The sequence below is a fragment of the Serratia nematodiphila DZ0503SBS1 genome (genome assembly GCF_000738675.1).
Classification (GTDB): Bacteria; Pseudomonadota; Gammaproteobacteria; order Enterobacterales; family Enterobacteriaceae; genus Serratia; species Serratia nematodiphila.
On sequence record NZ_JPUX01000001.1, the window covers coordinates 2,797,780 to 2,824,182 of the forward strand.

At 63.0% G+C, this 26,403-nt stretch carries 26 protein-coding genes, 3 tRNA genes and 1 riboswitch; of the genes, 18 read left to right on the plus strand and 11 right to left on the minus strand.

Annotation, left to right across the window (positions count from 1 at the left end; translation table 11 throughout):
* Nucleotide 1: 1 nt before the first annotated feature.
* The 3 genes from JL05_RS12905 (at nucleotide 2) to JL05_RS12915 (ending at nucleotide 3,729) form a co-directional block, all read left to right on the plus strand.
* Nucleotides 2-877, plus strand: coding sequence for a MetQ/NlpA family ABC transporter substrate-binding protein (locus JL05_RS12905; RefSeq protein ID WP_015378417.1), 876 nt, complete (start codon nucleotides 2-4; stop codon nucleotides 875-877).
* Between the two features lie 183 nt (nucleotides 878-1,060).
* The gene (locus JL05_RS12910) at nucleotides 1,061-2,494 is read left to right on the plus strand and encodes an MFS transporter (RefSeq protein WP_033632634.1); all 1,434 of its coding nucleotides are present in this window, start codon (nucleotides 1,061-1,063) and stop codon (nucleotides 2,492-2,494) included.
* 17 nt (nucleotides 2,495-2,511) lie between these two features.
* Nucleotides 2,512-3,729: an acyl-CoA dehydrogenase family protein gene (locus JL05_RS12915; RefSeq protein ID WP_033632635.1), complete on the plus strand. Its 1,218-nt coding sequence runs from the start codon at nucleotides 2,512-2,514 to the stop codon at nucleotides 3,727-3,729.
* Between the two features lie 8 nt (nucleotides 3,730-3,737).
* Here JL05_RS12915 and JL05_RS12920 read toward each other — a convergent pair whose 3' ends face one another.
* The gene (locus tag JL05_RS12920) at nucleotides 3,738-4,373 is read right to left on the minus strand and encodes a flavodoxin family protein (protein WP_033632636.1); all 636 of its coding nucleotides are present in this window, start codon (nucleotides 4,371-4,373) and stop codon (nucleotides 3,738-3,740) included.
* Nucleotides 4,374-4,488: 115 nt separating this feature from the next.
* Between JL05_RS12920 and JL05_RS12925 the strand changes: the two genes are divergently transcribed.
* The 3 genes from JL05_RS12925 to JL05_RS12935 all read left to right on the plus strand — a co-directional run bounded on the left by JL05_RS12925 (nucleotide 4,489) and on the right by JL05_RS12935 (nucleotide 6,627).
* Entirely contained in the window at nucleotides 4,489-5,385 is an 897-nt protein-coding gene (locus JL05_RS12925; protein WP_033632637.1) for a LysR substrate-binding domain-containing protein, read from the plus strand.
* A 69-nt stretch (nucleotides 5,386-5,454) separates the two neighbouring features.
* Nucleotides 5,455-6,042, plus strand: a complete 588-nt coding sequence (locus JL05_RS12930; RefSeq protein WP_015378412.1) for a nitroreductase family protein — start codon at nucleotides 5,455-5,457, stop codon at nucleotides 6,040-6,042.
* A 291-nt stretch (nucleotides 6,043-6,333) separates the two neighbouring features.
* On the plus strand, nucleotides 6,334-6,627 hold the full coding sequence (locus tag JL05_RS12935) for a DUF2623 family protein (protein WP_033632638.1): 294 nt from the start codon (nucleotides 6,334-6,336) through the stop codon (nucleotides 6,625-6,627).
* Nucleotides 6,628-6,640: 13 nt separating this feature from the next.
* On the opposite strand, the gene JL05_RS12940 is transcribed toward JL05_RS12935, so the two are convergent.
* Nucleotides 6,641-7,210 carry a helix-turn-helix domain-containing protein gene (locus JL05_RS12940; RefSeq protein WP_033632639.1) on the minus strand — a complete coding sequence of 190 codons (570 nt, stop codon included), beginning with the start codon at nucleotides 7,208-7,210 and terminating at the stop codon, nucleotides 6,641-6,643.
* A gap of 38 nt (nucleotides 7,211-7,248) precedes the next feature.
* Between JL05_RS12940 and JL05_RS12945 the strand changes: the two genes are divergently transcribed.
* Nucleotides 7,249-7,767, plus strand: a complete 519-nt coding sequence (locus tag JL05_RS12945; RefSeq protein WP_033632640.1) for a GNAT family N-acetyltransferase — start codon at nucleotides 7,249-7,251, stop codon at nucleotides 7,765-7,767.
* A 17-nt stretch (nucleotides 7,768-7,784) separates the two neighbouring features.
* The gene (locus tag JL05_RS12950) at nucleotides 7,785-8,225 is read left to right on the plus strand and encodes a DMT family transporter (RefSeq protein WP_016927118.1); all 441 of its coding nucleotides are present in this window, start codon (nucleotides 7,785-7,787) and stop codon (nucleotides 8,223-8,225) included.
* 57 nt (nucleotides 8,226-8,282) lie between these two features.
* On the opposite strand, the gene JL05_RS12955 is transcribed toward JL05_RS12950, so the two are convergent.
* Nucleotides 8,283-8,358 (minus strand) — tRNA-Asn (locus JL05_RS12955).
* Nucleotides 8,359-8,696: 338 nt separating this feature from the next.
* Here JL05_RS12955 and nac point away from each other — a divergent pair.
* Nucleotides 8,697-9,620, plus strand: coding sequence for a nitrogen assimilation transcriptional regulator NAC (gene nac / locus JL05_RS12960; RefSeq protein WP_015378407.1), 924 nt, complete (start codon nucleotides 8,697-8,699; stop codon nucleotides 9,618-9,620).
* 35 nt (nucleotides 9,621-9,655) lie between these two features.
* On the opposite strand, the gene JL05_RS12965 is transcribed toward nac, so the two are convergent.
* Together JL05_RS12965 and opgB are read right to left on the minus strand one after the other, a co-directional pair.
* On the minus strand, nucleotides 9,656-11,119 hold the full coding sequence (locus JL05_RS12965; RefSeq protein ID WP_033632641.1) for an AMP nucleosidase: 1,464 nt from the start codon (nucleotides 11,117-11,119) through the stop codon (nucleotides 9,656-9,658).
* Between the two features lie 137 nt (nucleotides 11,120-11,256).
* On the minus strand, nucleotides 11,257-13,560 hold the full coding sequence (gene opgB, locus JL05_RS12970) for a phosphatidylglycerol--membrane-oligosaccharide glycerophosphotransferase (RefSeq protein ID WP_033632642.1): 2,304 nt from the start codon (nucleotides 13,558-13,560) through the stop codon (nucleotides 11,257-11,259).
* Between the two features lie 286 nt (nucleotides 13,561-13,846).
* Between opgB and JL05_RS12975 the strand changes: the two genes are divergently transcribed.
* Nucleotides 13,847-14,659, plus strand: coding sequence for a transporter substrate-binding domain-containing protein (locus JL05_RS12975; protein ID WP_238545848.1), 813 nt, complete (start codon nucleotides 13,847-13,849; stop codon nucleotides 14,657-14,659).
* Here the strand turns inward: JL05_RS12975 and JL05_RS12980 are convergent.
* From JL05_RS12980 to JL05_RS12995, 4 genes are read right to left on the minus strand one after another with little or no spacing between them, the layout of a single operon-like run.
* A complete protein-coding gene (locus tag JL05_RS12980) occupies nucleotides 14,581-15,516 on the minus strand; it encodes an ABC transporter substrate-binding protein (protein WP_033632643.1) in 936 nt (311 codons plus the stop codon). The two genes, JL05_RS12975 and JL05_RS12980, sit on opposite strands and share 79 nt — an antisense overlap.
* Before the next feature lie 35 nt (nucleotides 15,517-15,551).
* Nucleotides 15,552-16,319: an ABC transporter permease gene (locus JL05_RS12985; RefSeq protein WP_015378402.1), complete on the minus strand. Its 768-nt coding sequence runs from the start codon at nucleotides 16,317-16,319 to the stop codon at nucleotides 15,552-15,554.
* Nucleotides 16,316-17,056, minus strand: coding sequence for an ABC transporter ATP-binding protein (locus JL05_RS12990; protein WP_033632644.1), 741 nt, complete (start codon nucleotides 17,054-17,056; stop codon nucleotides 16,316-16,318). The genes JL05_RS12985 and JL05_RS12990 overlap by 4 nt, the downstream gene beginning before the upstream one ends.
* Nucleotides 17,053-17,736 (minus strand): TenA family protein, encoded by a 684-nt coding sequence (locus JL05_RS12995; protein WP_033632645.1) that lies wholly within the window; start codon nucleotides 17,734-17,736, stop codon nucleotides 17,053-17,055. The genes JL05_RS12990 and JL05_RS12995 overlap by 4 nt, the downstream gene beginning before the upstream one ends.
* Before the next feature lie 62 nt (nucleotides 17,737-17,798).
* Nucleotides 17,799-17,901, minus strand: a riboswitch (TPP riboswitch).
* Between the two features lie 150 nt (nucleotides 17,902-18,051).
* Between JL05_RS12995 and JL05_RS13000 the strand changes: the two genes are divergently transcribed.
* The 4 genes from JL05_RS13000 (at nucleotide 18,052) to gap (ending at nucleotide 22,012) form a co-directional block, all read left to right on the plus strand.
* Nucleotides 18,052-19,074, plus strand: coding sequence for an LLM class flavin-dependent oxidoreductase (locus JL05_RS13000; RefSeq protein WP_015378399.1), 1,023 nt, complete (start codon nucleotides 18,052-18,054; stop codon nucleotides 19,072-19,074).
* A 13-nt stretch (nucleotides 19,075-19,087) separates the two neighbouring features.
* Nucleotides 19,088-19,822: an SDR family NAD(P)-dependent oxidoreductase gene (locus tag JL05_RS13005; RefSeq protein WP_033632646.1), complete on the plus strand. Its 735-nt coding sequence runs from the start codon at nucleotides 19,088-19,090 to the stop codon at nucleotides 19,820-19,822.
* A 126-nt stretch (nucleotides 19,823-19,948) separates the two neighbouring features.
* On the plus strand, nucleotides 19,949-20,923 hold the full coding sequence (locus tag JL05_RS13010; RefSeq protein WP_033633630.1) for a GlxA family transcriptional regulator: 975 nt from the start codon (nucleotides 19,949-19,951) through the stop codon (nucleotides 20,921-20,923).
* Nucleotides 20,924-21,001: 78 nt separating this feature from the next.
* Nucleotides 21,002-22,012 (plus strand): type I glyceraldehyde-3-phosphate dehydrogenase, encoded by a 1,011-nt coding sequence (gene gap, locus JL05_RS13015; protein WP_033632647.1) that lies wholly within the window; start codon nucleotides 21,002-21,004, stop codon nucleotides 22,010-22,012.
* A 54-nt stretch (nucleotides 22,013-22,066) separates the two neighbouring features.
* Here the strand turns inward: gap and JL05_RS13020 are convergent.
* A tRNA-Asn gene (locus JL05_RS13020) sits at nucleotides 22,067-22,142 on the minus strand.
* 99 nt (nucleotides 22,143-22,241) lie between these two features.
* Nucleotides 22,242-23,042, minus strand: a complete 801-nt coding sequence (mtfA, locus tag JL05_RS13025; protein ID WP_004935401.1) for a DgsA anti-repressor MtfA — start codon at nucleotides 23,040-23,042, stop codon at nucleotides 22,242-22,244.
* Between the two features lie 92 nt (nucleotides 23,043-23,134).
* Here mtfA and JL05_RS13030 point away from each other — a divergent pair.
* The 4 genes from JL05_RS13030 (at nucleotide 23,135) to JL05_RS13045 (ending at nucleotide 26,395) form a co-directional block, all read left to right on the plus strand.
* A tRNA-Ser gene (locus tag JL05_RS13030) sits at nucleotides 23,135-23,224 on the plus strand.
* A 471-nt stretch (nucleotides 23,225-23,695) separates the two neighbouring features.
* The gene (locus JL05_RS13035; protein ID WP_033632648.1) at nucleotides 23,696-25,183 is read left to right on the plus strand and encodes a UbiD family decarboxylase; all 1,488 of its coding nucleotides are present in this window, start codon (nucleotides 23,696-23,698) and stop codon (nucleotides 25,181-25,183) included.
* Nucleotides 25,173-25,643, plus strand: a complete 471-nt coding sequence (locus tag JL05_RS13040) for a MarR family winged helix-turn-helix transcriptional regulator (protein ID WP_033632649.1) — start codon at nucleotides 25,173-25,175, stop codon at nucleotides 25,641-25,643. The genes JL05_RS13035 and JL05_RS13040 overlap by 11 nt, the downstream gene beginning before the upstream one ends.
* Before the next feature lie 119 nt (nucleotides 25,644-25,762).
* On the plus strand, nucleotides 25,763-26,395 hold the full coding sequence (locus tag JL05_RS13045) for an ECs1377 family protein (RefSeq protein WP_033632650.1): 633 nt from the start codon (nucleotides 25,763-25,765) through the stop codon (nucleotides 26,393-26,395).
* The last annotated feature ends 8 nt before the right edge of the window (nucleotides 26,396-26,403 follow it).

Genomic DNA, 26,403 nt, shown 5'->3' on the forward strand with positions numbered 1-26,403 from the left:
CATGCCTAATCACGATTTTGAGATAGTGAAGAAGAAACGCTGGCCGTGGCCGGTGGGTATCGCGGCGGTGGCGATTATCGCCGCCGCGGTTTGGCACTTCAGCGCCCGCCAGCAGCAGACGGTGCAGTTCGGCAGCACGCTGAAAGTGCACTTTGAGCCGGCGATGGCCGGAGAGCAGCGGGTGATCGAGTACGTCGGCGAGCATATCGCGCCGGATTACGGCCTCAGGCTGGAGGCGGTTGGCCTGCAGGACCCGGTGCAGGCCGATCGTGCGGTGGCGCAGGGGCAGTACGCCGCCACGATCTACCAGCACCAGTGGTGGCTAAAGCAGGTGGTGGAGGCCAACGGTTTTAAGCTGACCCCGACGCTGCCGGTGTTTCAGTGGGCGTTCGGCATCTATTCCGACCGCTATACGTCGATCGCCGAGTTGCCGGACGGCGCGGAGATCGTGGTGCCCAACGACGGCGCCAATCAGGGGCAGGCGTTGTGGCTGCTGCAGCGCATTGGACTGATCGGGCTGGATCCGGCGATCGAGGCGCGTACCGCCAGGCTGAAAGACATTCGCGAGAACAAACGCCATTTTAACTTCAAGGAGCTGGATTTGCTGACCATGCCGCGCGCGCTGAATTCGGTAGATGCGGCCATTGGCTATGTGTCGCAGTTCGACGCCGGCAAGGTGCCGCGTGAGAAGGGCATCTTGTTCCCACCGGCGCCGAAGACCTTCGCTTCGCAGCTGGTGATTGGCACGCCCTATCTGCAGGACGAAAATATTCGCAAGCTGCAGCGGGCGTTTGCCGATCCCAGGTTGCAGGCGTGGCTGAAAAACACCGACGACCCGCTGGTGAAAGGCGTGCTGGTGCCGGTCTCGGCAGAATAATCCCCGCCCGAAATGGCCGTGATAAAGGCCGGATTAACGCGTGTTAATCCGGCGCTTCTGTTACGCTGTAACTGAGTTTAATTTATTGATATTAATGATATTTATAGAATAATTTGTTGTTTGTCGGCGTAATTTTTTCACCCTATAAACGAGGTGTCACCTGCCAATTACAACGAGGAAGCTATGAGTACCTTAAATATCGATACCGCGCCGCCGTTATCTGCGCCCATCGGCTCCGCCAGCGATGTGGCGCGTTTGATTAACCAACGCAGCGAGAAAAATACCCATGCGCGCATGATCGTGCTGTTGGCGCTGGGCGGTGTTTTTCTCGATGCCTATGATCTGACCACGCTGTCTTACGGCATCGATGACGTGGTGCGTGAATTCAGCCTCAGCCCGCTGCTGACCGGGGTGGTAACTTCTTCGATCATGGTCGGGACCATTCTCGGCAACCTGGTCGGCGGCTGGTTGACCGACAAGTACGGCCGCTATCAGGTGTTTATGGCCGATATGCTGTTTTTTGTGGTTTCCGCCATCGCCGCCGGGCTGGCGCCCAACGTCTGGGTGCTGATCGGCGCGCGCTTTTTGATGGGTATCGGCGTCGGCATCGATTTGCCGGTGGCGATGGCCTATCTGGCCGAATTCTCCAAATTCTCCGGCAAGGCCAACAAGGCGTCGCGCCTGGCGGCCTGGTGCCCGATGTGGTACGCCGCTTCGTCGATGTGTTTTCTGATCATCTTTGCGCTCTATTTTCTGTTGCCGGCCGAACATGCGAACTGGCTGTGGCGCGCCTCGTTGATTTTCGGCGCGGTGCCGGCGCTGCTGATCATCATGGTGCGCAGCAAGTTTATGAACGAGTCGCCGCTGTGGGCCGCTAACCAGGGCGATTTGAAAGAGGCGGCGCGCATCCTGCGCGAGTCATACGGCATTGCCGCCCATGAGGCGGAACCTGACGCCGCCCAACCGGCGGCGCCGCCGAAGGTCAGCTTCCGCGTGCTGTTCCGCAAGCCGTACCGCGAGCGCACTCTGGTCGCCAGCGTGATGAACGTTTGCATTTCCTTTGAATACACCGCCATCGCCTTCTTTCTGCCGTCGATTCTGGCGCAGTTTCTCGGTGCCGGGGTGTTTGAAACCCTCTCCGCCTCGCTCGGGCTGAACGTGCTGTTCGCCTTTACCGGTGGCCTGCTCGGCATGCGTCTGGCATGGAAGTATCCGTCGCGCCACGTGGCGATCGCCGGATTTGCGCTGCAGTTTATCGCGCTGATTGCCCTGGCGTTGATCGGGCATCCGCAGGCGGCGTTCGGCGTTGGGCTGGCGATCCTGATGTTGGGCCTATGGCTGTTCGCCGAAGGCTTCGGCCCCGGCGCGCAGATGATGATTTACCCGGCGCTCTCTTACCCGACGGCGATCCGCGCCACCGGCGTCGGTTTCGGCCGTTCGCTGTCCGGTATCGGCAGCGCGCTGGCGCTGTTTATTCTGCCGATTTTGCAGGCGCGCTTCGGCACCGACATGTTTTGGATTGTTTCACTGGCGGCGGCGATCCCCATCGTCTTCCTGCTGATCATTCGCTTTGAACCGACGGCGCGCGATATCGACGATCTGGCCGATCGCGCTTAACCACAGAGGACACTGACATGACGCAACACCTGTTATCCACCGGAGCAGACTACGCACAGCTGGCCGCGCGTTTTCGGCCGATCTTCGCCGAAATCGCCGCCGGGGCGGTGGAGCGCGAGCTGTCGCGCACGCTGCCGCATGAACCGATCCGTTGGCTGAAAGAGGCGGGGTTCGGCAGGGTGCGCATCCCGCGTGAAAAGGGCGGCGACGGCGCTTCGTTGCCGCAGCTGTTCGAACTGCTGGCCGAACTGGCGGAGGCGGACTCTAACCTGCCGCAGGCGCTGCGGGCGCATTTCGCCTTCGTGGAAGATCGGCTGAACGCGCCGGACGGCCCGGAGCGCAATCGCTGGTTCGAACGCTTTCTCGACGGCGAGCTGGTTGGCAGCGGTTGGACCGAGATCGGCGGCGTGAAGCTGGGGCAGGTCAATACCCGGGTAACGCCGCAGGCCGACGGCTGGTCGCTCAACGGCGAGAAATTTTACAGCACCGGCAGTCTGTTTGCCGATTGGATCGACGTGTATGCCGAGCGCAGCGACAGCGGCGGCCCGGTGATCGCTTTGGTTAACGTCGCCCAGCCGGGCGTAGAGCGCGACGACGACTGGGACGGATTTGGCCAGCGCACTACCGGCAGCGGCACCACGCGTTTTATTGATGCGCAGGTCGAGCAGGCGCACGTCTATGACTTTGCCGAGCGCTTCCGCTACCAAACTGCGTTCTATCAGCATGTGTTGCTGGCGACGCTGGCGGGGATCGGCCGCGCGGTGCTGCGAGACGTCGGCGAGGGCGTGAGGCAACGTAAAAGGATCTATAGCCACGGCAACGCCGGTTGGGTGAAGGACGACGTGCAGATCCAGCAGGTGGTGGGGCAAATCAGCGCCTGGGCCTATGCGGTCGAGGCGACGGTGCTAAAAGCGACTTCCTCGCTGCAGCAGGCTTATGAGGCGCATCGATCCGGCGATGAAGCGCTGCTGCAGGCGCTTAACGTGACGGCGGAGCTGGACGCGGCCAGAGCGCAGGTCATCGCCGGGGAGTGGGTGCAGCGCGCCGCCGGTGAATTGTTCAATGCGCTCGGCGCTTCAGATACCCGTACCGGCAAGGCGTTGGATCGCCACTGGCGCAATGCGCGCACGCTCTCTTCACATAATCCGGTGATCTACAAGGCGCGCAATATCGGTGACTGGGAAATTAACCGCCATACGCCGACCTTTATCTGGCAAATCGGCAGTGGCGGTTGAGGCCGTGGCTATTCCGTCCAAACCTGCGTGCTGCGCGGGCTGTCCATCTGATAATCCGAGTAGGGGCGGGTGAAGAACTCGCGCCCCAACTCGCGGGCGGCCCGCAGCGGGTTGCGCGGATCGCGGGCGATCTCGCCGCGCTGGTTGCCGGCGCCGTGCACCAGCCCGACGAAGGCGGAATGGGTGTAGCGGCTGAACTCCTGGATCTGATGCACGATGCCCAGCGCCGCGCCGGGATAAGTTTCTTCCGACGCCACCGCCAGCCCGATGCGTTTGCCGCTCATGCGTTGGTGCACCTGTTCCGCCTGAGGGTAGGCGTTGGAATAGAAGCTGAACGAGCGATCGAAAAAGGCCTTGGTTTGCGCCGACATGCCGTACCAGTAAATCGGCGTGCAAAATACCGCGCCGTCGGCCGGCAGGAAGTGCTCCAGGAACAGCTCGGCGTAGCGATCGGCCGGCGGCGGCGTATGGCGTTCATCGCTCAGGAAACCGCTCAGGTAATCGTCGAGAAAATGCAGGCTGGCGGACGTGCCGGCTTCGGCGGCGCCCGCCATGATCGCCTGCGCCAGCGTGGCGCTGTTGCCGTCGCGGCGCGGGCTGCCGACCAGCACCACCAGGCGCTTGGATTGATGAGCTGTATTCATGTCATGCTCCTTGGTGTGAAGTGAACTCAGCCTTAATCTAGAAGCGAACGTCTGCAGGCGACAAATGACGGTTTTTCTGCCAGGATGAGCTCAACTCATCTCAAGAGGCTTCGCCATGTTCGCTACGCTGCCCGTCAACGCGTTACGCACCTTTGAATCCGCCGCTCGCCTGCGCAGCTTCAAGCTGGCGGCGGCCGAGCTGGCGGTGACGCCGACGGCGATTTCGCACCAGATCAAGGCGCTGGAACAGCAGCTGGGTTTTGCGCTGTTCGAGCGGGTGCCGCGCGGCGTGCGGCTGACGGCGAAGGGCGAAACGCTGTTTGCCGGCGTGCACGGCGCGCTGCTGGACGTCGCCGCCACGCTTGAGCGCCTGCGGCCGCAGCCCAGCAGCGGATCGCTGTGCGTCTCGGTGACGCACTCGTTCGCGGCGCTGTGGCTGGTGCCGCGCCTGGGGCGTTTCTACCAGGCGCATCCGCACTATCTGGTGCGCCTGGAGGCCTGCGCCGAGGTGATCGACCTGCAGCAGGACGCCAGCGTGGATGTGGCGGTGCGCTACAGCCGCGCGCACTATCCCGCGCTGCATCAGGCGGCGCGGCTGGAGGAAAGCTTTGGCGTCTACGCCGCGCCGGGGCTGGCCGCCGCTCCGCCGGAAAACCCGGTGCTGATCACCGTCAAGTGGGGGGATTCGGCGCTGTACGACAGCGGCTGGCATGACTGGTGCCGGGCCGCCGGCGTGGACTGGTGGCAGCGCCATGCGGCGATGCGCAGCTATCACGAGGAGCATTACGCCCTGCAGGCGGCGGTGGCCGGGCAGGGATGGGTGCTCGCCAGCTCGGTGATGGTGTCCGAGATGGTGGACAACGGTCTGCTGGTGGCGTACCGGCCGGAGGTGCGCGTACCGGGCGCCGCATACAGCGTGCTGTGCGCGCCGGGGCGCGAGCGGCATCCGCCGGTCAGGGCGTTTTTGGCCTGGCTGCGGCAGGAATTGCCGCAGGACAATGGCACGAAATAAAAGTTTTACCGTCCTAAGCTGTGGGAATATCAGCGAACTTTTGTTTTTACTTCACTGCGAGAACCTATCATGAGCCAGCCAAGAATCTCCGATTACCCGATTGACGCGCAATTTATCGAGCGTTGGTCGCCGCGCGCGATGACCAACGACGCCATCGACGATCAAACGCTGCTGAGCTTCTTTGAAGCGGCGCGCTGGTCGCCTTCGGCTTACAACATTCAGCCGTGGCGCTTTGCCTACAGCAAGCACGGCTCCGACAGCTGGGAGAACTACCTGGAGTTCCTGATCGACTTCAACCGCGGCTGGGCGCAACACGCCTCGGCGCTGGTGGTGATCGTCTCCAAAACCACCAGCCTGAACGGCGAGCGTCTGGTGGACAACCCGACCCACGCATTCGACACCGGCGCGGCCTGGGCTAACCTGGCGCATCAGGCGCACCTGAAAGGCTGGCTGACCCACTGCATGAGCGGCATTCACCACGATAAGATCAAAGCGGCGTTGCAACTGCCGGACGACTATGCGGTGCACGCCATGGTGGCGATCGGCAAGCCGGGCGACAAAGCCCGCCTGCCGGATTTCCTGCAGGAGAAAGAAGCGCCGTCGGGCCGTCTGCCGCTCGGCAAGACCGTCAGCGAAGGGCTGAATTTCACGCTGTGATTGCCCGCTTTCTCGCAGGCCCGCTTGGCGGGCCTGAGATTGATGACAAACCTCATACCTTTGCTGGTTTGGCAGATAGCACAGAATAAAAAAACAAGGAAAATCAATTTATTGATTTTCGACTGATCACCACAAAGGGGGAAAAACCACGCTTTTTCCCTCTTTGTCAACAGTCTGAGGCCCGCTTGGCGGGCCTTTTTTATGCGGCGAGTAAAACTTAGGGAGTATGTTCTCGTTCGCTCATTCACTGTATATTTTTTTATATAGCGATTGTGCGGTGAGGAGGAACCCGTGGGAGATCATTTTGGCAAAGGGTTGTTGGCGGGGTTAAAGGTGGAGAACCTGAAGCCGGAGGCGGAGCTGTCGCGCTTTTGCTCCGACTACAAGCGCGGTTTCGTGCTCGGTTATGCGCATCATTTGGCGCAGCGCTGCGGCGACGAGAACCGGGCGGCGTTCGAGGCCGGGCAGCTCAGCCGCGCCTATGGCCTCGGCAGCGAGCCGATGAGCGAGTTCTTCTCCGGCGGCGACAGCCGGTTGGCGGAGAAGTTTTTCCACGCCGGCTATAACCAGCCGACGCAGGGGTAGCGCCGGCGAGCCGTCAGGCGGCGCTCAGCACCGCCACCATATACACGCATGCCTCATCGCTTTGGTTTTCAAAGCGGCAGTCCGCCGGTGGGCCGAGCTCCAGGCAGTCTCCTTCGGCCATGTCATGGCGCGCGTCGCCCTCAAGAAAGACCAGCTCGCCGGATAAAACCCAGATCAGCTGACGCTTGAAGGCGTACACCGACGCCGGCATCGGGATCGCCGCGCCGGCCGGCAGTTCGATGCGCACCAGATCGAGCGGCAGATCGGTGCGCGGCGACACGTGGCGCCGCACGTAGCCGCTCTCGGGATCGACCCACACCGGTTGATCTTCCCGGCGCAGCAGCCGGCCTTCCTGCGTTTCCGCGCGGGCGATCAGTTTGGACATGCTGAGGCCGAACGCCCCCGCCAGTCTGCCCAACAGCATCGCCGTCGGGCTGCTCTCGCCGCGTTCGATCTTATGCACCATCGCCCGCGATACGCCCGCCCGTTCGGCCAAATCGGACAGCGACCAGTGGCGCGCCTCGCGTTCAATGCGAATGCGCGCGCCGATCAGCTGATTTAGATTGTCTAATTTAATATTCATATCGTAGTATTATAGTGGACAATTGGCCGGGGTAAACCATGATTATACGAAATGCGACGCTCAACGATAGCGCGGCGATTGCCGCTATCTATAACGACGCGGTGTTGAACAGCACCGCCATCTGGAATGAACAAACCGTGGATGCGGCCAACCGCGCGGCGTGGATCGGCGAGCGGCAGGCGGCGGGCTACCCGGTGCTGGTGGCGGTGAACGCCGCGGACGAGGCGATCGGCTACGCGTCGTTCGGTGACTGGCGCGCCTGGGACGGCTATCGCCATACCGTGGAACATTCGGTGTATGTCCATCAGGCGCATCGCGGCGCAGGGATTGGCAAGGCGTTGCTGCTGGCGCTGATCGCACGGGCGCGGGAAATCGGCAAGCACGTGATGGTGGCCGGCATCGAATCCGGCAATCAGGCCTCGATTAAGCTGCACCTGGCGCTGGGGTTTCGCGACGTGGGGCGCATGGAACAAGTGGGCGCCAAATTCGGCCAATGGCTGGATCTGACGTTCCTGCAGCTGAGGCTCGACGAGCGGGCGACGCCGCCCGCGCGCTGATCCCGGGAGACAGGGCGATGAATATGCTGTTACTGCTGATCGCGGCGGGAATGGGGTTGGTGGTGCAGAATCTGCTGATGGTGCGCATTACCGAAAGCGTTTCGACCATCCTCATTACGCTGGTGATCAACTCCAGCGTTGGTTTGTTGTTGCTGGTGGGGTTGCTGCTGGCCAAAAACGGCCTCGGCGCGGTGGCGGAAGTGACCGGCGCCGCCAGGTGGTGGATGCTGTTGCCGGGGCTGTTGGGATCGCTGTTCGTGTTCGCCGGCATTCTGGGTTACCAGAAGCTGGGGGCGGCGGCGACCATCTCGATCCTGGTCGCCAGCCAGCTGTGCATGGGGCTGTTGGCGGACGTCTACCGCGCCGGCCCGGCGGCGCTGCGCGAGAATCTGCCGGCGCTGGTCGGCGCCTTATTGCTGGTGGCGGGCGCCTATCTGGTGGCGAAACGCAGCTTTTGACGGCGGCTGAAAGGCAAAAAGCCCGCTCGGGTTTCCCTGAGCGGGCTTCTCTAAATTTGGCTCCTCTGACTGGACTCGAACCAGTGACATACGGATTAACAGTCCGCCGTTCTACCGACTGAACTACAGAGGAATCGTTGGAACGGGGCGAATAATAGCGGGGCGGTTGCGGCTTGTAAAGCGTGAAAACGCCCGATGCGTTCGTTTGCTGCAAGATTGCCCAACCTGCTGCTTTTTCTCGCTTTTGTCGCTTATCCCGCGCGCAGCGCAGTCGAATTGCCCGTTGATCGGCGCTGTTGCCTGCCGATGGTGCAACGGTTGCCCTGCGCGGTGGCGCGCGCCGCCCGGCGAACGGCCATTTACCGCCTTGTACCCCGCTTCCACGGCCGTTTACCGACTCTGGCCTGGATCTTGCTGTGATTGCATGACCGGATTTCGGCATTCTCAATTTAGCGGCTCGCTGGAGGCACTATGAATTTCAGACGTCTGAAGTACTTCGTGAAAATCGTCGATATCGGCAGCCTGACCCAGGCGGCGGAGGTGTTGCACATCGCCCAACCGGCGCTCAGCCAGCAGTTGGCGACGCTGGAAGGGGAGCTGAAGCAGCAGCTGCTGATCCGCACCAAGCGCGGGGTGCAGCCGACCGAGGCCGGCAACATTCTGTATGCCCACGCGCAGACCATTCTGCGCCAGTGCGAACAGGCGCAGAGCGCGGTCAACAGCGCCGGGCAGGCGATGAGCGGCCAGGTGTCTCTCGGGCTGGCGTCGGGCAGCACTGCGGCGCAGTTGGCGCTGCCGCTGTTGCAGACCCTGCGCGATCAGCAGCCGGGCATCCTGCTCAGCCTGCATGAAAACGGCGGCGCGGCGTTGGCCGGGCAGGTGGCTAACCAGACGCTGGACATGGCGATGGTCTACGGCGCCAAAATGCCCGCCGGGCTGCACGCCATCGCATTGATGCGGGAAGATCTTTATCTGGTGGCGACGCGCGCGGTGCCGCATCCCGGCAACAGCGTCGAGCTGCTGGACGTGGCGCGGCTGAACCTGTTCCTGCCGCGCGAGGGCGATGCGGTTCGCAACCAACTGGAGGAGGCGATGGCGCTGCGCAAGCTGGCTGCCAACGTGGTGGGGGAGATCGAATCCTCGGGCGCGCTGAGCGCCGCGATCGCCAGCGGGTTGGGGGCGACCGTGCTGCCGGAATCGGTGGCGCGCGCGATGATCGGCCCGGCCAAGGCCTGGATGGCGCGCATCAATGCGCCGACGATGTCGGTGCCGCTGTCACTGTGCATGTCCAGCCAACAGGGGCTGTCCGCCCCGGCGCTGCTGGTGAAAGACCTGTTGCTGTCGATCGCCGGCGGCCGCAGCCAGGAGAAGCGCGCGCTGGCGCTGGTGCGTTGAGGAAAAAACGGCCCGCCGCAGCGGGCCTGGCACCGTTAGCGGAACGGCGGTTCGTTGAAGGTGCGCAGCTTGCGCGAGTGCAGGCGATCGCCCTCGGCGCGCAACAAATCGATGGCGCAGATGCCGATCTGCAGGTGCTCGGAGATCGCCCCTTCGTAGAAGCGGTTGGCCTGGCCCGGCAGTTTGATCTCGCCGTGCAGCGGTTTGTCGGAGACGCACAGCAGCGTGCCGTACGGCACCCGGAAGCGATAACCCTGAGCGGCGATGGTGGCGCTCTCCATGTCGACCGCCACCGCGCGGCTGAGGTTGAAGCGCCGCGCCGAAGCGGAGTAGCGCAGCTCCCAGTTGCGATCGTCGGTGGTGACGACGGTGCCGGTGCGCAAACGCTGTTTGACCTCTTCACCGGGCATGCCGCTGACCATCTTGGTGGCGTCATACAGGGCGCGCTGCACCTCGGCGATGCTCGGGATCGGGATATCCGGCGGCAGCACCGCATCCAGCACGTGATCGTCGCGCAGATAGGCGTGGGCCAGCACGTAATCGCCGATCTTCTGGCTTTCGCGCAGGCCGCCGCAGTGGCCGATCATCAGCCAGGCGCTCGGGCGCAGCACCGCCAGATGATCGCAAATGGTTTTGGCGTTGGACGGGCCGACGCCGATGTTGATCAGCGTGATCCCTTGGCCGGTGCGCGAGATCAGGTGATAGGCCGGCATCTGGTGGTTTTTCCACGCCAGATCGGACACCGCCTGTTCGGGCGCGCTGGTTTCCGGCGTGATGTAGGTACCGCCGGCGCTGGAGAGCGCGATGTACGGGCTGGCCGGATCGGCGATCTGCGCGCAGGCCCAGCGCACGAACTCGTCCACATAGCGGGTGTAGTTGGTGAACAGCACAAACGGTTGAAAATGTTCCACCGGCGTGCCGGTGTAGTGCCGCAGACGCGCCAGCGAGAAATCCGCGCGCAGCGCATCGAAATGCGACAGCGGGAAATGCTTGTCGGTGGCGTGGTACAGGCCGTCGGCGGTCTCGTCACCGATCTGCGCCAGCTCGGTGGTGGGGAAATGCTGCGCGATGCCGGCGCTCATTGAGCGATCGAGCGCCAGGCTGGAACCGTCGATGACATAAGGGAACGGGATTTCCTGTTGCGACGGCGCCACTTCGATATGGGCGGCGTAATCGTGTTCCAGCATCGCCAGCTGTTCGGCCAGATAGTGGCGGAACAGCTGCGGCCGGGTCACGGTGGTGCTGTAGCTGCCGGGATGGGTAAAGCGGCCGAAGGCGCGGGTTTTGCTCGGGCCGGATTGCTGCCCGTCCCAGCTGACGCGCAGTTCGGGATACACGAACAACCCGGCGGCGCGCGCTTGCGCATCCGGCAGCGTGCCGTGGCTGATAAAGTCACTGACCGCCTGCCGCAGCGCGTCTACCGCGGCGTCATACAGGGCTTCCAGTTGATCGAGTGCCTGATCGGCGCTGAGGCCGCTGCGAGGTGGGGCATAGCTCATACTTTCTCCTTGGATGTCCCGGCTCTGTGGCGGGGTTGCGGCGTTTTACCGTCACAGGTTAGCCGAAGAAGGGCGTAAAAGCTTGGTCGAAATGACGGGCGCGGCAAAGAAAATACCGCGCCCGTGAAGGCGGGGGATCAGGAGGCGGGAGCGGCCGCTTCGATCTTCAGCGACACCAGGCCGATGCCCAGCTTCTTCGGCGTGAAGCCGCCGCTGGCGCTCTCTTTCGGCTCGGTCGGCGCCGGCGGAGTAATGCTGATCTTCTGCGCGCCGCGCGGGTTGTCGAAGCGCAGGGTGACGGTGCTGTCCTGTTCACCGAGCGACACGAAGCGCTCTTCGTCGCCGACGCGTACCGAAATCGGTTCGCCGACGTTGTTGCCGTAGGCGCGGGCGCGCAGCACCAGATCGAAGCGCTTCGGCAGCGGATCGACGTAATCGATGTCGACCGCCGGCGCCAGATTGGCGTCGGACCAGCGGCCCCATTCCTCGACGGCGGAGACGCCGGTGATGGCTTTCACCTGTTCCGGCATGCCGGGTAGCATGAACTCGATGGCGTCCGCCCGGTATTTCACCGCCGCGTCGTCCACCTGCAGGCGGGCGACGGCGTTTTGATAATCGGCGACGCTGTCCGCCGCCGGGCCGGAGAAGTTCACCTTGCCGTTGAAGCGTTCGCCGCTGGCCTGCGCGATCTGCGGCGGCGAGGCCAGGGTGCCCGAGGCCACGCAGATGTCGGTGCTCAGCGCCAGCTGCGGCGCCCAGACCCGGCCGATCTCGTAGCATTTATCGACCCAGACGAATTTCTCCCCCGCCCCCAGCCCGGCCAGCTGCTTGCGCAGCGGGGTGGAGAGGTAGACGTTGAACATCGGTTCGATGCGGTTGTCGCCCACCCGCAGGATGAACGGCACCTTGTAGGTGACGCCGGAGAAGCTGAAGCTGCGTTGGCGCGTATCCACGCTGTAGTCGCTGATGCGGTTCGGCAGGCCCCACTGATTGATCACCGCCGGTTTCCAGCCGTTGATCTTCTCTTCGATATTCAGGAACACCGTGGACAGCGACGGCGCCGACAGGCTGCTGCGGCCAAGGCCGATGTAGTTGTCGCCGCCCATCACGTCCAGCACCGTGGCGCCGTTGTCCAGCGTGCTGCGTTTCTCGTTGCGCTGTTCCGCCAGCGGCCGGGTGCCGTCGATGATGAAGAACAGGTTGCGGCGCTTCTGTTTGGTCAGGATATCGTAGGCGGTGTTGTTCATCGCCAGATGATCGGAGGACACCACGATCACGGTATTGCTGAAATAGGGCGAGCGTTTGATCTTGTCGATCAGCGCGGCGATGTGTTGCTGGCTGCAGGCTACCGCGCTCAGCGAGCGGTTTTCCTTGTTCTGCCAGGCGTAGCTTTTCTTGCTGCAGCCGGCGGAGATAAAGCCGTCCGGGTGATGGGTATCGACGGTCAGGGTGAACAGCGAGAACGGTTGGCGCTGTTTGGACAGCTCGACGAACTTGCCGTACACCACGTCCAGCACGCTGTCGTCGTACCAGCCCCAGTCGTTTTTGTAGCTCGGATCGGCGACCCGATCGCGCAGCTCTTTGAAGCCGTAAACGTGGTCGAAGCCGTGGGATTTCAGGAAGGTGTCTTTACCGGCGAACGCCAGCTCGGCGCCCTGATAGAAATAGTTGCTGTAGCCGGCGGCCTTCAGCACGTCGCCCAGGCAGACGTTCTCCGGGTAGAAGGTGGAGACCGCGCTGGAGGCGTTGCCGTCGAAGGGCGCGAACAGCGGAATGCCGCACTGCGAGGCGACCATGCCGGCGATGGTGTAGCCGGTGCCCGGCAATTGCTGGGTATTGCTGAAATCGATGCTGTCCGTGCGCAGGGCGTTCATCTCGTCGGCCAGGCCGGGAAACAGCTCGGTATCGAAGTAGGTGCGCTCCAGGCTCTCGGCATAGATGTACACCAGGTTCGGCCGCTTGCCCTGCACGGTCTTTTTCGGCGCCTTGTAGTAGGTGGTGAAATCGGCGGTATCGCCGACGATCTGGCTCTTGACCAGCAGCGAGATGTCCTGAAACGCCGGGGTGGTGCCGACAGAAAACAGCGCCAGCAGTACGGCGACGACGCTGTAAGCCACGCTGCTGCCTTTGGCCTTGCGGCGCAGCAGGCTGCGGGCCAGCACCGCGAAGATAAGCCCCAACGCCGCCAGCAGGCCGATAAACGGCAGCACGTATTTGCTGATGCCCGCGCCTTTGAGGCTGCTGGTGACGGTGTAGATCACCGCATCGGTGATGCCGTCGCCGGTGAAGTAGTTGCTGGCGATCAGGATGACGTTCAGCACCAGATAGCTGCCGAGCAGCGTCAGCAGAATGGCGAACCACCAGCGGTTGGCGGCGGCCCGGGTGCGATAAATCAAAATCGACGCCAAAAAGAGAACAAACGAAACGACTGCTAAAACCATCCGCCAAACCTTGTCTGATTGAAATAAAACCGTTGCTGCCCTGGTTTGCGCCGCCGAGCGTGCCGCGGCGCGAAAAGTGAAGGGTATAGCCTATTGCCGGCGGCGGAACAACGCGCGATCTCCCGCTACGGCCGACGAGCGGCGGCTATTGTACATTTTTATGACAATAGTGTGACGTTAATCACACCGACGGCGGCCGCGGCGGCGAAAGCTTGCTGGTCGGAGGTTTCGCTCTACGCTTAATGAGCGCCGCGACGGTGCGCCCATCAGCCATTCAGGAGGAAGTATGCAGACAATCCCCGCAGCGGTACTCGACGATCTGGCCCCGCAAGGCGTGTTGCGCGCGGCGATCAACTACGGCAATCCGGTGCTGGCGCAGGCCGGGGCTGATGGCAAACCGCAAGGCGCTTCGGTGGAGCTGGCCGCCGCGCTGGCTCGCGAACTGGGCGTGGCGCTGGAGCTGGTCAATTATGACGCGGCCGGCAAGGTGTTCGCCGATCTGGACAGCGGCGCCTGGAACCTGGCGTTTATGGCCATCGAGCCGGTGCGCGCGGCGCAGATCGCCTTCAGCGAACCCTACGTGATCATCGAGGGGACTTACCTGGTGGCGAACGACGCGCCTTACTCTGAGGTGGCGCAGCTCGACCGGCCGGAGGTGCGCATCGCGGTCGGGCAGGGGGCGGCGTACGATCTGTTTTTATCGCGCACTCTGCAGCAGGCGCAATTAGTGCGGGCGGCAACCTCCGCCGAGGCGATCGCGCTGTTTTTCGAACGGGGGCTGGAGGCGGCGGCCGGCGTGCGTCAACCGCTGTTGGCCGCCGCGGCCGCCCATCCCGGCTACCGAGTGCTGGACGGACATTTTACCGCCATCCGCCAGGCGATGGCGGTGCCGCGGCAAAACACGCAGGGCGCCGCCTATGTGAACGCGTTTATCGAACGCTGCAAGGCCAATGGGCTGGTGAAGGCGGCCCTGCAGCGCAGCGGCCAGGGCGAGGTGACGGTGGCGCCGCCTCGGCGTGATCAGTTCAGCTCCACCGCGTACTGGTCTACCGGGGTGATTTTCTTGATCAGCTTATTGTCGAACAGGAACTGTTCGTAAGCCTGGTAGCGGGCCCGATCCAACTTGGCCGGATCGCGGGCGAACAGCGGCAGGCTGGCTTGCCACGCCTGTTTGTTCAGCTCGGTATTCAGCTCCGGGTGCGCCTTGGCGAACGCCAACCAGGTGTCCTGCGGGTGCGCGTGCAGGTAGTCGCTGCCTTGCTTCAGCGCGACGAGGAATTTGCGAATTTTCGGCTCGTTCACCGCATCGCGGTTGGCGACGATGATCAACTCGTCGTAGGCCGGCACGCCGTAGTCTTCGACGTTGAACACCACAGGCTTTTTGCCCTGCAGCTTCAGCTCCAGCGCTTCGATATTGCGGTAGCCGCCGATCACCGCATCGACCTGGCCCGCCAGCAGGGCGCTGGTCAGTTGGAAGTTGACGTTGATGAGCTTGATATCCTGCGGTTTGAGATGCTCGTGTTCGACCATGGTGGCCAGCGTCGCCTGTTCGATGCCGCTGACCGAGTAACCCACCGTTTTGCCTTTGAGATCCGCCGGCGAGGTGATGTTTTTATCCAGCGCGATCACCGTGTTCAGCGGCGTGTTGATCAGCGTGCCGACGCGCATCAGCGGCAGGCCCTGATCGGCGAAGAAATGCAGCTGCGGCTGATAGGTGATGGCGAGGTCGGCCTGTTTGGCGGCCACCAGCCGCGGCGGCAGCGCCGGATCGGACGGCGGCACGATCTTGACGTCCAGCCCTGCGGCCTTGAAGGCGCCGATCTGCTCGGCCACCATAATCGGCGCGTGATCGGGGTTGATGTACCAGTCGAGCACCAGCGTCAGCTTGTCGGCCGCGCCGGCCTGGCCGGTGATGGCGGCGCCGAGCAACAGCCCGCAGACGGTTTGTTTGATCATGGTCGTTCCTTTATCCCTGGTTATGGTTGCAATCATCAGTCGTTTTCCGGCGCCCAGGCGATCAGGCGCCGCAGCAGCGCATCCACCGCGGCCCACAGCAGCACGGTCATCAGCACCAAAATAAACAGTGCGGCGAAGCAGACGTCGGTCTGCATGCGCGCATTGGCGTTCAGCATCACATAGCCCAGCCCTTCGGCCGAGCCGACCCATTCGCCGATAATGGCGCCGATCGGCGCGACGGCGGCGGCCATGCGCAGGCCGGAGCCGAAGGCCGGCAGCGCCGCCATCAGCCGCACGTGCCGCAGCTGCGCCCAGCGCGAAGCGCGCATCGTGCGCGCCAGATCGAGATAGTCGTTGTTGACCCGGCGCAGCCCGTCGAAAAAGGCCGACACCACCGGGAAGAAGATCACCAGCACCGCCATCGCCACCTTGGCGCTCATGCCGAAGCCGAACCACAGCACCAGCAGCGGGGCCAGGGCGAACACCGGTATCGCCTGGCTGGTGAGCACCAGCGGCATCAGCCAGCGCTGCAGGCGCGGCGAGAAAATCATGCACAGCGCCAGCGCCGCGCCGAGCAACACGCCCAGAACCAGCCCGCTGACGATTTCCGAAGCGGTGACCAGCGTGTGCCAGGCGAGATAGCCGCGCCCGTCCCACAGCGCCTGCGCCACTGCGCCCGGCGTGGGCAGCAGAAAGGCCGGGATGCCGCTTTGCGCCGCCAGCCACCACAGCAGCAGCAGGCCGACGAATACCGTCAGCCCGCGCCGCAGGCGGGTGAGTCCACGCTCTTGGGCACTATTCATTGCGCGGCCCTCACCAGCTGCTGCAGCAGCTCGGCCTGGCTTTTCAGCAGGTCGGCGTCATCCGGCGCGCGCGGCGGTAGCCCGCTGATGCGGTGAGTATCGTCGAGGCCCAGCGGCCAGGGCGACAGCACCAGCAGCCGGTGGCTCAGGCGGCAGGCTTCCATCGGATCGTGGGTGATCAACAGCACGGTATTTTGCGCCAGCAGCTCGGCGGCCAGGCTCTGGATCTCGGCGCGGGTAATGGCGTCCAGCGCGGAAAAGGGTTCGTCCATCAGCACGATCGGCTGGCGTTCGTAGAGCGTGCGGGCGATGGCGGCGCGCTGGCGCATGCCGCCGGACAGCGAGGCGGGCAGGCTGCGGCCATGCGCGGCCAGGCCCACGCGCTCCAGCAGGTGCGCCGCCCACGCCCGGTCCGGCGTTTCGCCGCGCAGTCGCGAACCGAGGGCGACGTTCTCTTCGATGGTCAGCCACGGGTAAAGCAGATCTTTTTGCCCCATGTAGGCGATGCGCCCGGCGATCGGCAGGCCGTCGCTGCCGGTCACCGAACCAGAGCTGGCCTGCGCCAGGCCGGCGATGATCTTCAGCAGGCTGGTTTTGCCGGCGCCGCTGGCGCCGAGCAGGGCGACGAAGCTGCCGCCGGCGATGTCGAAGCTCAGCCGGTCGAAGACGATGTGCTGACCGAAACGCAGGCTGAGATCCCGCACCTGGATACCGGGCGGGAGAAGCGGGGAGGTCATGAGGCGTTCAGCCCCATCTGCCAAAATGCCGACTCCAGCTGGGTGGCGGTGGTGAAAATCTGCGCCAGCTCGGTGAAGCGATCCTGTGCGCCGCGCTGCTGACCAACGGTTTCCAGCAGTTCGATGGCGGCGCGTACGCCGGCCAGATAGCCCTCGTCGCCGTAGTTGCGGATCCAGGAGGCGTAAGGATTGCCCTCCATCTGGGTGGCGGGATCGTGCAGCAGCCGCAGGCCGATTTCGGCATAGCCGGCCACGCAGGGCAGCAGACCGGCCAACAGATCGAGGGCGTCGCCGGCATGGCCGATATCCAGCACGTAGCGGGTGTAGTTCATGGTCTCCGCCGCTTCCGGCTGGGCGGCGATCTGCGCTTCGCTCAACCCCCATTCGGCGCAGTAGGCCACGTGCAGCGGCAGCTCGGCGACGATGCCGTTGAGCGAGGCGGTGGCGGCGCGCATCTCCGGCAGGGTGCGCAGCTTGCTGACCAGCAGCGCGTAGGCGCGGGCGAAGTGCAGCAGGAACAGATAGTCCTGGGTCAGGTAACGGCGAAAAGCGCGTTCAGGCAAGGTGCCGGCGGCCAGCTGCTGCAGAAACGGGTGATCGACGTAGTTCTGCCAGTGGCTGCCGGCATGGTGGCGCAACCGGCCGTAAAGACCGCTTTCGAACAGGGTGGTGATGGACATGGGACCTCCTTGAGTCAGTGGAGATCCGGGCACGCTGAGGTATGAACAGGCAACGGGTGATCGCGTTGTTGCCTAACCGTCCCTTCGCTGGCATGACCCAGATCAGGTTCAAAGGGTTCGGCTTGCACCATCTCAGCCCGTAACAGGACACCCCTCGGAGCTGCTTGTTATACGACATTTGTTTTTTGATTACAATCGCCGGGCGGCGCGGCGGCAATCGGTTCGTTTAGTGCGATCGGGGGCGATTTTGCTGGCGCAAGGCGCGCGGTTTTTGTCACTGTAGGCCGATGATTTTGCCTTTGAGGACGATGCCCGATGAAAAAGATTGGTTTTCTCTCGTTTGGCCACTGGACGCCTTCCGCCCAGTCCGGCACCCGTTCCGCAGCGGATGCGCTGCTGCAGTCCATCGATCTGGCGGTTGCCGCCGAAGATCTGGGCGCGGACGGCGCCTATTTTCGCGTGCACCACTTCGCGCGTCAGCTGGGATCGCCGTTCCCGCTGCTGGCCGCCATCGGCGCCAAAACCCAACGTATCGAGATCGGCACCGGCGTGATCGACATGCGTTATGAAAACCCGCTGTACATGGTGGAGGACGCCGGCGCGGCGGATCTGATCGCCGGCGGGCGGCTGCAGCTCGGCATCAGCCGCGGCTCGCCGGAGCAGGTGATCGACGGCTGGCGCTATTTCGGTTACGCCCCGGCCGAGGGCGAAACCGACGCGGACATGGCCCGCCGCCATACCGAAGTGTTCCTGGAAGCGCTGCGCGGCGAAGGGTTCGCCGAACCCAATCCGCAGCCGATGTTCCCCAATCCGCCCGGGCTGCTGCGGCCGGAGCCGTTTTCCGCCGGGCTGCGTGATCGCATCTGGTGGGGCGCCGGTTCGAACGCCACCGCCGTCTGGGCGGCGAAGCTGGGCATGAACCTGCAAAGCTCGACGCTCAAGAATGACGAGACCGGCGAACCCTTCCATATCCAGCAGGCCAAGCAGATCCGCGCCTATCGCGCCGCCTGGCAAGAGGCCGGCCATGCGCGCGAGCCGCGGGTTTCCGTGAGCCGCAGCATCTTTGCGCTGGTGGATCAGCGGGATCGCAATTACTTCGGCGGCAGCGGTAAGGAAGGCGATCAACTGGGGTATATCGATGCGCAAACCCGGGCGATCTTCGGCCGCAGCTATGCCGCCGAGCCGGACGCGCTGATCGAGCAGCTGGCGCAGGACGAGGCCATCGCTGAAGCGGATACGCTGCTGCTGACCGTGCCTAACCAGCTGGGCGTGGACTATAACGCCCACGTTATCGAATCGATTTTAACCCATGTCGCGCCGGCGCTCGGCTGGCGCTAAACGGAGGAGTGGCATGTCACGTATTTTCATTACCGGTTCGGTCGACGGGCTGGGCCGCGCCGCCGCGCAAACGCTGTTGGAGGAAGGGCATCAGGTGATCCTGCATGCACGCGCCCCCGGCCGTCTGGAGGCGGTGCGCGATCTGCTGGATCAGGGCGCGCAGGCGGTGATTGGCGATCTGTCCGAGGTGCAGCAGATCCGGCAGGTCGCCGAGCAGGTGAATCGCATCGGCCGCCCGAATGCGGTGATCCACAACGCCGGCATGTTCACCGGGCCGCAGGTGATGCCGGTGAACGTGATGGCGCCCTATCTGCTGACGGCCCTGATCGAACGCCCCGATCGCATCGTCTACCTGAGCAGCAGCATGCACTTTGACGGCGTAGCGGAACTGAACGGCGTGGACTGGCTTGGCGGCGCAGCCGGCTCCTATTCGGACAGCAAGCTGTTCGTCACCGCGCTGGCCGCCGCCGTGGCGCGCCTGTGGCCCGGCGTCATCAGCAGCGCGGTCGATCCCGGCTGGGTGCCAACCAAAATGGGCGGCGCGGATGCGCCCGACGATCTGGCGCTGGGACACGTGACGCAGGCGTGGCTGGTGAGCAGCGATGAGCCGCAGGCACTGATTTCCGGCGGCTATTGGCACCACCAGCAGCGGTTTGAACCTCACGCGGCGGTGCACGATGAGGCGTTTCAAACGGCGCTGCTGGCGCAATTGGCGCGCGCCGGCGGGGTGAACCTGCCGCAGGCTTGATGGCCGTTCCTTCCTGGCCCGTCGGTGATTATCGGCGGGCTTTTTTATACCCGCAGGGTGAACCGACGGGGCTTTTCTTATACAGTGGTTGTCTGGCCTGTTTTGATTGTTATTTATATTATCGCCATGCACTCATTCCTGATTATCGTCCCTGAAGGGGGCATGCTGTTCGAAGCGGCGGGCATCGCCGATATCCTGATGCAGGCCAATCGCCTGAGTCCTGCCGAGACGCCGCTGTATCAGATCGCGGTCGCCACCACGCAATCTCACCGGGTGGTGCACGGTCTGTCAGGCCTGAGCCTGCTGGCCGACCATCGCCTGGCGGATCTCGATCCGTTCCTGCCGCGCGATACCGTGATCGTTGCCGGCAAGGGGGCGACCGAAGAAGAGGGGGCCCTGGTCGCCGATTGGCTGCGCCGCGCGGCGCCGCAGGCGCGCCGTATCGCTTCGGTTTGCGGCGGGGCTCTGCTGCTGGCCGAAGCCGGGTTGCTGGACGGGCGGCGGGCGACTACCCACTGGCGGCTGGCGGAAACGCTGCAGGCGCGCTTCCCGCGGGTGCAGGTCGAAAACGGCCCAATCTACGTGCAGGACGGGCCGATCTGGACCTCCGGCGGCGTCAGCTCCGGCTTCGATCTGACGCTGGCGCTGGTGGAGGATGATTACGGCTTCGTGCAGGCGCGCGAAGTGGCGCAGGATCTGGTGATGTTTCTGCGTCGCCCCGGCGGGCAGGCGCAGTTCAGCCGCTATCCGCTCAACCAGGCCAAATCGCCGGGGCCGATCCGTGACCTGCAATCCTGGATCCTGGAAAACCTCGCTGACGATCTCAGCGTCGATCGGTTGGCCGAGCGCGTGGCGATGAGCCCGCGCAACTTTACCCGGGTGTTCACCCGCGAGACGGGCATTTCTCCCGCCAAATTCGTCGAAGAGGGGCGGTTGCATACCGCCAGGCAGCGCCTCGAACAGAGCGCGGAAGGTATCGAGCAGATTGCCCTGGCCACCGGCTTCGGCAACGGCCTTAACCTGCGGCGGGTGTTTGAGCGCAAACTGCAGCTGACCCCGAGCGAATACCGCGAACGCTTTCATGCGCGCAATTTGGCGTAAATTGATTGGTAAACGTCATTTACGCCGCTTCTGGTCGGCGCTAGATTTTAGGCAAAGTCCACAAATGAGGAGTGCATCATGGTGAGAGTAGGCATTAACGGCTTCGGCAGGATCGGGCGCAACGTGCTGCGCGCGGCGCTGGGGCGCAGCGATTTTGAAGTGGTGGCGATCAACGATCTGACCGACAGCAAGACGCTGGCGCACCTGCTGAAATATGACACGCTTTCCGGCACGCTGGCGGCCAGGGTGGAAGCCGGCGACAACCAGCTGCTGCTGGACGGCCGGCCGATTCAGGTGTTTTCGCAGCGCGATCCCGCCGAAATTCCCTGGAGCAGCGTGGGCGTGGACGTGGTGATCGAAGCGACGGGCTTCTTTACCGATAAAGCCAAGGCGGAAGTGCACATCACGCACGGCGGCGCCAAACGGGTGATTATCTCGGCGCCGGCCAAGAATGACGACATCACGCTGGTGATGGGGGTTAACGATCACCTCTACGATCCGGCGCTGCATAAGGTGGTCAGCAACGGCAGCTGCACCACCAACGGGCTGGCGCCCGCCGCGCAGGTATTGCATCAGGCGTTCGGCATCGAATACGGGTTGATGAATACCACGCATGCCTATACCAACAGCCAGGCGCTGCACGATCAGCCGGAAAAAGATCTGCGCGGCGCGCGGGCGGCGGCGGAATCGATCGTGCCTTATTCCAGCGGCGCGGCCAAGGCGCTCGGCAAGGTGATCCCCGAACTGGACGGCCGCCTGACCGGTTATTCGCTGCGGGTGCCGGTGCCGGTGGTTTCCATCGTCGATCTGACGGTGACGCTGAAACGCCCGGCGACGGTGGAGGAGATCAACGCCGCTTTCCGCGCGGCGGCGGCGTCCGGCCCGCTGAAAGGGATCCTGGGGTACAGCGATGAACCGCTGGTGTCGAGCGACTATCGGGGCGATGCGCGTTCGTCGATCATCGACGGCCTGTCCACGCTGGTGATCGGCGGCAACCTGGTGAAAGTGCTCGCCTGGTATGACAACGAGTGGGGCTTCTCCAACCGCTTGGTCGATCTGGCGCTGCTGATGGAACAACGCGGGCTGTAAACGCCCAACAGCAAAAAGCCCGCTTAAGTTTCCTTAAGCGGGCTTCTCTAAATATGGCTCCTCTGACTGGACTCGAACCAGTGACATACGGATTAACAGTCCGCCGTTCTACCGACTGAACTACAGAGGAATCGTGTGAACGGGGCGCATCATATCCAGCGGCTCCGGGTGTGTCAACGCTAAATTGCCCCAGGCGGTGCGACTGCTCGGTATCTGAGCAATACGCCCGTCAATCCGCCCATTGCGCGTCGTTTTCCGCCTGGTCTCGCAGCAGGCGCGCCAGCGGATCCTGGCGGTAGAAGCGGCAAAAGTGCTGATAGAGCGCCGGGAAGCGTTCGGCCAGCAGTTCGGGAGCGCTGAAGAAATACTCCGACAGCACGGCGAAGCACTCGGCCGCATCGGTGGCGGCGTAGGCATCCATGCTGGCGGCCTCTTCGCCGACCATGTCGATCTCGTCTTGCAGGCTTTCCATCGCGGCGTGCAGATCATGTTCCCAGGCGGCCACCTCGCGCAGCGGGATCGGCGGCACGCCGGTGGCGACGCCGCCGTTGCGCATATCCAGTTTGTGCACCGCTTCGTGGATCACCAGATTGAAACCGGAGAGGTCGAAAGAGTCCTGCACGTCTTGCCAGTTGAGCACGATCGGCCCCTGTTCCCAGCTTTGGCCCGACTGCACCACCGGCCCCGAGTGCACCAGACCGATCTCGTCCTGCCATTCGTCTTCCACCACGAACGGGGTGGGGTAGAGCAGAATTTCGTTGAAGCCGTCGAGGCATTCCGCGCCCAGCTCCAGCACCGGCAAGGCGAACAGCAGGGCGATGCGCGCCTGCATTTGCGAGGTGAGCTGCAGCCCCTGCAGCGGCACGATGCGCTTTTGCTGCAATATTTGCCCGGCGACGGCCACCAGCCGCTGCCGCTCCTGCTCATTCAGCGGCGAGAGCAGCGGGATCGCCAGCGCGTCCTGCCACTGGGCCTCGATGTCTGCCTGGGATTGAGAGGGTTGAGTCGCTTTCCACGGCCATTTAATCATCAGGTTGCTCGTAAACTCATCACTTGAACGTTCAGCGGTATGCTAATGCTGTAAAAATGCCGCAAAAGCGGGCATGATAGCAAGCGTTGTCAGGAGAGATGCCGGAGCGGCTGAACGGACCAGTCTCGAAAACTGGAGTAGGGGCAACTCTACCGGGGGTTCAAATCCCCCTCTCTCCGCCACTTTACCCCGCGTTATTCCCCCATTGAATCAAAATCCTTTTCTTTCGCTAATGCTTGTAAACCGTTGGATATGAAACCGGTTTGCGTTGGCCGAGATCCTTTCCCGCATTATAACTCGTGCAATATCAACGAATAGCATTTTGCGATTATGTTCTTCATTTTGTGAGCCACGTTGCGCTTGAACCCGGTGCGGCGCTTGCGGCAAGCCCAGTGCTATGCATGCCAATCACGCTGAACGTGTGAAACCGTCACGGCGATAATGCCTGCCGGCAGGGGCGTGCACGGCCTGAGTCCGCTATCCCTTGAAAAGTTTGCCAGACTGACAACATGCCCAACGCCTCCAGGATAGAGTGTATTTACACGCGATTTTTTGCGCACTAATATGTGTGCACATGCACATAAATGATCAGTCTCCTGCCCGAAACGAGGGCTAAAGAAGGGGCTGACCGCCTGGAGACTGGAGGACTTGCCATGAGTTTGCTCGATTGCGCACTGGATTTTCGTCACTTCATTGAGGAATTGCGTCGCCGAAACGATTTGGTCGACGTGCATCAGGAAGTTTCCGCCGACCTGGAGATAGCGGCTGTCTGCCGCCGGGTCTATGAGCAACGGCTTTCGGCTCCGCTATTTCATCATGTGGCGGGCGCGATGCCGGGGGCCCGCATCCTCGGCGCACCGGCCGGCATGCTCGCTTCTGCGGAACATGCCTATTCTCGCCTCGCCCTCCATTTTGGGCTGCCGCCGGAGAGCGCTCCGCGGGATATCGTGGCGGCGATTCGCCGGGCGGTGAAGGCGGAGCCGTTTGCGCCGGATTATTGTTCGACCGGCCCGGTGAAAGAGAATATTTGGCGTGGCGACGAGGTTGATCTGGAACGCTTCCCGGTACCGCTGTTGCATGAACGGGATGGCGGGCGCTATTTCGGCACCTACGGGTTCCATGTCGTGCAATCCCCGGACGGAAAGTGGCATAGCTGGGGAGTCGGCAGGCTCATGATGCTCGATCGCAATCGTCTCACCGGCCCGGCGATACCCACCCAACACATCGGCATGATCCGTGAAATGTGGCGCCGAGAAGGGAAACCTACGCCGTGGGCGATGGTGCTCGGGGCGCCGCCTGCCGCGGTGGCGGTCGCGGGGATGCCGTTGCCGGCCGGCGTCAGTGAGCCTGACTATGTCGGCGCGCTGCTCGGTAAAAGCGTCACGCTCACCCAAGCGGAAACCAACGATCTCTGGGTGCCGGCCAATGCGGAAATTGTGCTGGAAGGTGAAATCAGCCTTACGGAGAGGGCGCTGGAGGGGCCGATGGGGGAGTATCACGGCTATCAACACCAGCAAGGCCATGAACAGCCGGTGTTTCATGTGCGTGCGGTGACGTTTCGCGATGACCCCATTTTGCCGATTTGCGTCGCCGGCACGCCGCCGGAAGAAAATCATACGATCTGGGGCACCATGATATCAGCTCAGCTGCTGGAAACCCTGCAGAGCGCGGCCTTGCCCGTTGACTTTGTCTGGTGTTCCTATGAGGCGGCGACCTGTTGGGCGGTGGTCTCCGTCGATATCGAAAAACTGGCCGGAATGAATGCCACCGCGGCGGATTTTGCCGGCAAGGTGGCGGAAGTGGTCTTCGGTTCGCATGCGGGCTACCTGATCCCCAAACTGATACTGGTCGGCAATGACATTGATATTGTCGATATCGATCAGGTGGTTTGGGCGTTGGCCACGCGCTCACATCCGGCGCGCGATCATTTTATCTTCCCGGACGTACGCGAGTTCCCGATGGTGCCGTACCTGACGGAAGAAGACAAGGCGCGCGGTAGCGGCGGCAAAGCCATCATCAACTGCCTGTTCCCCGAGCAGTTCAGCGGCGTAACACGTGCGGGTACCGCCTCTTTCAGGCACTCTTATCCGGAACAGGTCAGGGCAAAAGTCGAGGCTAATTGGAGACAGTATGGATTCTGAAAAAAAAGGCGCGCAGAGCGGCAGACGGGGAATGGGATTGCCCAATGGTGCGCTTTACAGGATGACGGAGGTGGTGCGTCACCGCGAAAAAAGGCTGTCTGCGTTACTCGCTTTGCAAGGACTCAGCCTCCATGAGTGGCGCGCGTTGCGCATTCTCTACAGTTTTCCGGGCGACGTGGCCATGAGCGAGGTGATAGCGCATTCGCAGACCGATCGCACCGCGCTAGGCCGCACGATCACCCAACTGGTTAATCGGGGATGGGTCGCGCGCTTCCCCGATCCGGAAGATAAGCGCGCGGTATATCTGCGCGTCATGCCGGCGTCTCGTCCCATTTTTGACCAGGCGAGGCAATGGGTGGCGGATTATGACGCACAGCTGATGGCCTGTCTGGATGATGCCGGGCTCAGTGCCCTGGATGACGCACTGCAACGCATGATGCAGTTCATCGAGCCCGCGTAGTCCGTTCCGGCGAAAGCCAGCGCCGTATTTCCCGAGTGACCTCATCGCGGTGTTGTACTGTTGCCCGCGGGTAAGGTAATTTGCTGAGGGCATGATGACTGAGGCAGGGGTCAACGGACATGAATGAAAGGATCGACTACCACATCGAGAAATACCACTTCGCGCCGCTGGATGAAGCCCCGCGGCTCGCGCGCCAGTGGAGCGAGGTGTTGAACGAGTGTCGCCAGACGCAGGCCGGGGCGGAACAGCGTCTGCGCATTGCGCTGCTCAACGTGGACTATGTGACCAGTTTCGAATTGCCGTTTCGCTTATTGCTGGTGCGGGCGCCGCAGCTGATTGCCGGCCTGCGCGATGAGCTGTCGATCAGTCAAAAAAATGTGGTGTTCAACGGCAAGCGCTTTGGCTGCGTTTACAGCCTGAAAAGCGATTTAAGCGACGTGCCCGAGGCCTTCCAATATGGCCTGTCGACCCGCATTCACCGAACTTCGGCGTCGGGCGTGGGCGCGCTGCCTTACCGGGAAATCGCCAAAGCGCTCAAGGCGCCGCGTGAGCGGCTTAAGCTGGCGCTGGAGCAGGGGCTGCGCGTCACGGCGCTGGACGGACTGTTCTGGTTCGGCATACAGCGCATCGCCGCAGAAGTGCGCAGGCTAAGAAAAACCGGCATGACGATCGTGACGGCGGAAACGGAGATCTTCGACACCCTGACCGGCACGACGCGCAAGGTTCCGGTTTACCGGCTGGCCGATCGTTAATGGCCGAT

Coding starts and splice junctions, on each gene's coding strand:
- JL05_RS13040 (WP_033632649.1), top strand. CDS start 25,173: ATGGATTCTGAAAAAAAAGGCGCGCAGAGCGGCAGACGGGGAATGGGA.
- JL05_RS12990 (WP_033632644.1), bottom strand. CDS start 17,056: ATGACCTCCCCGCTTCTCCCGCCCGGTATCCAGGTGCGGGATCTCAGC.
- JL05_RS12980 (WP_033632643.1), bottom strand. CDS start 15,516: ATGATCAAACAAACCGTCTGCGGGCTGTTGCTCGGCGCCGCCATCACC.
- mtfA (WP_004935401.1), bottom strand. CDS start 23,042: ATGATTAAATGGCCGTGGAAAGCGACTCAACCCTCTCAATCCCAGGCA.
- JL05_RS12975 (WP_238545848.1), top strand. CDS start 13,847: ATGCAGACAATCCCCGCAGCGGTACTCGACGATCTGGCCCCGCAAGGC.
- JL05_RS12915 (WP_033632635.1), top strand. CDS start 2,512: ATGACGCAACACCTGTTATCCACCGGAGCAGACTACGCACAGCTGGCC.
- JL05_RS12905 (WP_015378417.1), top strand. CDS start 2: ATGCCTAATCACGATTTTGAGATAGTGAAGAAGAAACGCTGGCCGTGG.
- JL05_RS13045 (WP_033632650.1), top strand. CDS start 25,763: ATGAATGAAAGGATCGACTACCACATCGAGAAATACCACTTCGCGCCG.
- JL05_RS12930 (WP_015378412.1), top strand. CDS start 5,455: ATGAGCCAGCCAAGAATCTCCGATTACCCGATTGACGCGCAATTTATC.
- JL05_RS13010 (WP_033633630.1), top strand. CDS start 19,949: ATGCACTCATTCCTGATTATCGTCCCTGAAGGGGGCATGCTGTTCGAA.
- gap (WP_033632647.1), top strand. CDS start 21,002: ATGGTGAGAGTAGGCATTAACGGCTTCGGCAGGATCGGGCGCAACGTG.
- JL05_RS12940 (WP_033632639.1), bottom strand. CDS start 7,210: ATGAATATTAAATTAGACAATCTAAATCAGCTGATCGGCGCGCGCATT.
- JL05_RS12950 (WP_016927118.1), top strand. CDS start 7,785: ATGAATATGCTGTTACTGCTGATCGCGGCGGGAATGGGGTTGGTGGTG.
- JL05_RS12985 (WP_015378402.1), bottom strand. CDS start 16,319: ATGAATAGTGCCCAAGAGCGTGGACTCACCCGCCTGCGGCGCGGGCTG.
- JL05_RS12945 (WP_033632640.1), top strand. CDS start 7,249: ATGATTATACGAAATGCGACGCTCAACGATAGCGCGGCGATTGCCGCT.
- nac (WP_015378407.1), top strand. CDS start 8,697: ATGAATTTCAGACGTCTGAAGTACTTCGTGAAAATCGTCGATATCGGC.
- JL05_RS13005 (WP_033632646.1), top strand. CDS start 19,088: ATGTCACGTATTTTCATTACCGGTTCGGTCGACGGGCTGGGCCGCGCC.
- JL05_RS12995 (WP_033632645.1), bottom strand. CDS start 17,736: ATGTCCATCACCACCCTGTTCGAAAGCGGTCTTTACGGCCGGTTGCGC.
- JL05_RS13000 (WP_015378399.1), top strand. CDS start 18,052: ATGAAAAAGATTGGTTTTCTCTCGTTTGGCCACTGGACGCCTTCCGCC.
- JL05_RS13035 (WP_033632648.1), top strand. CDS start 23,696: ATGAGTTTGCTCGATTGCGCACTGGATTTTCGTCACTTCATTGAGGAA.
- JL05_RS12965 (WP_033632641.1), bottom strand. CDS start 11,119: ATGAGCTATGCCCCACCTCGCAGCGGCCTCAGCGCCGATCAGGCACTC.
- opgB (WP_033632642.1), bottom strand. CDS start 13,560: ATGGTTTTAGCAGTCGTTTCGTTTGTTCTCTTTTTGGCGTCGATTTTG.
- JL05_RS12920 (WP_033632636.1), bottom strand. CDS start 4,373: ATGAATACAGCTCATCAATCCAAGCGCCTGGTGGTGCTGGTCGGCAGC.
- JL05_RS12925 (WP_033632637.1), top strand. CDS start 4,489: ATGTTCGCTACGCTGCCCGTCAACGCGTTACGCACCTTTGAATCCGCC.
- JL05_RS12910 (WP_033632634.1), top strand. CDS start 1,061: ATGAGTACCTTAAATATCGATACCGCGCCGCCGTTATCTGCGCCCATC.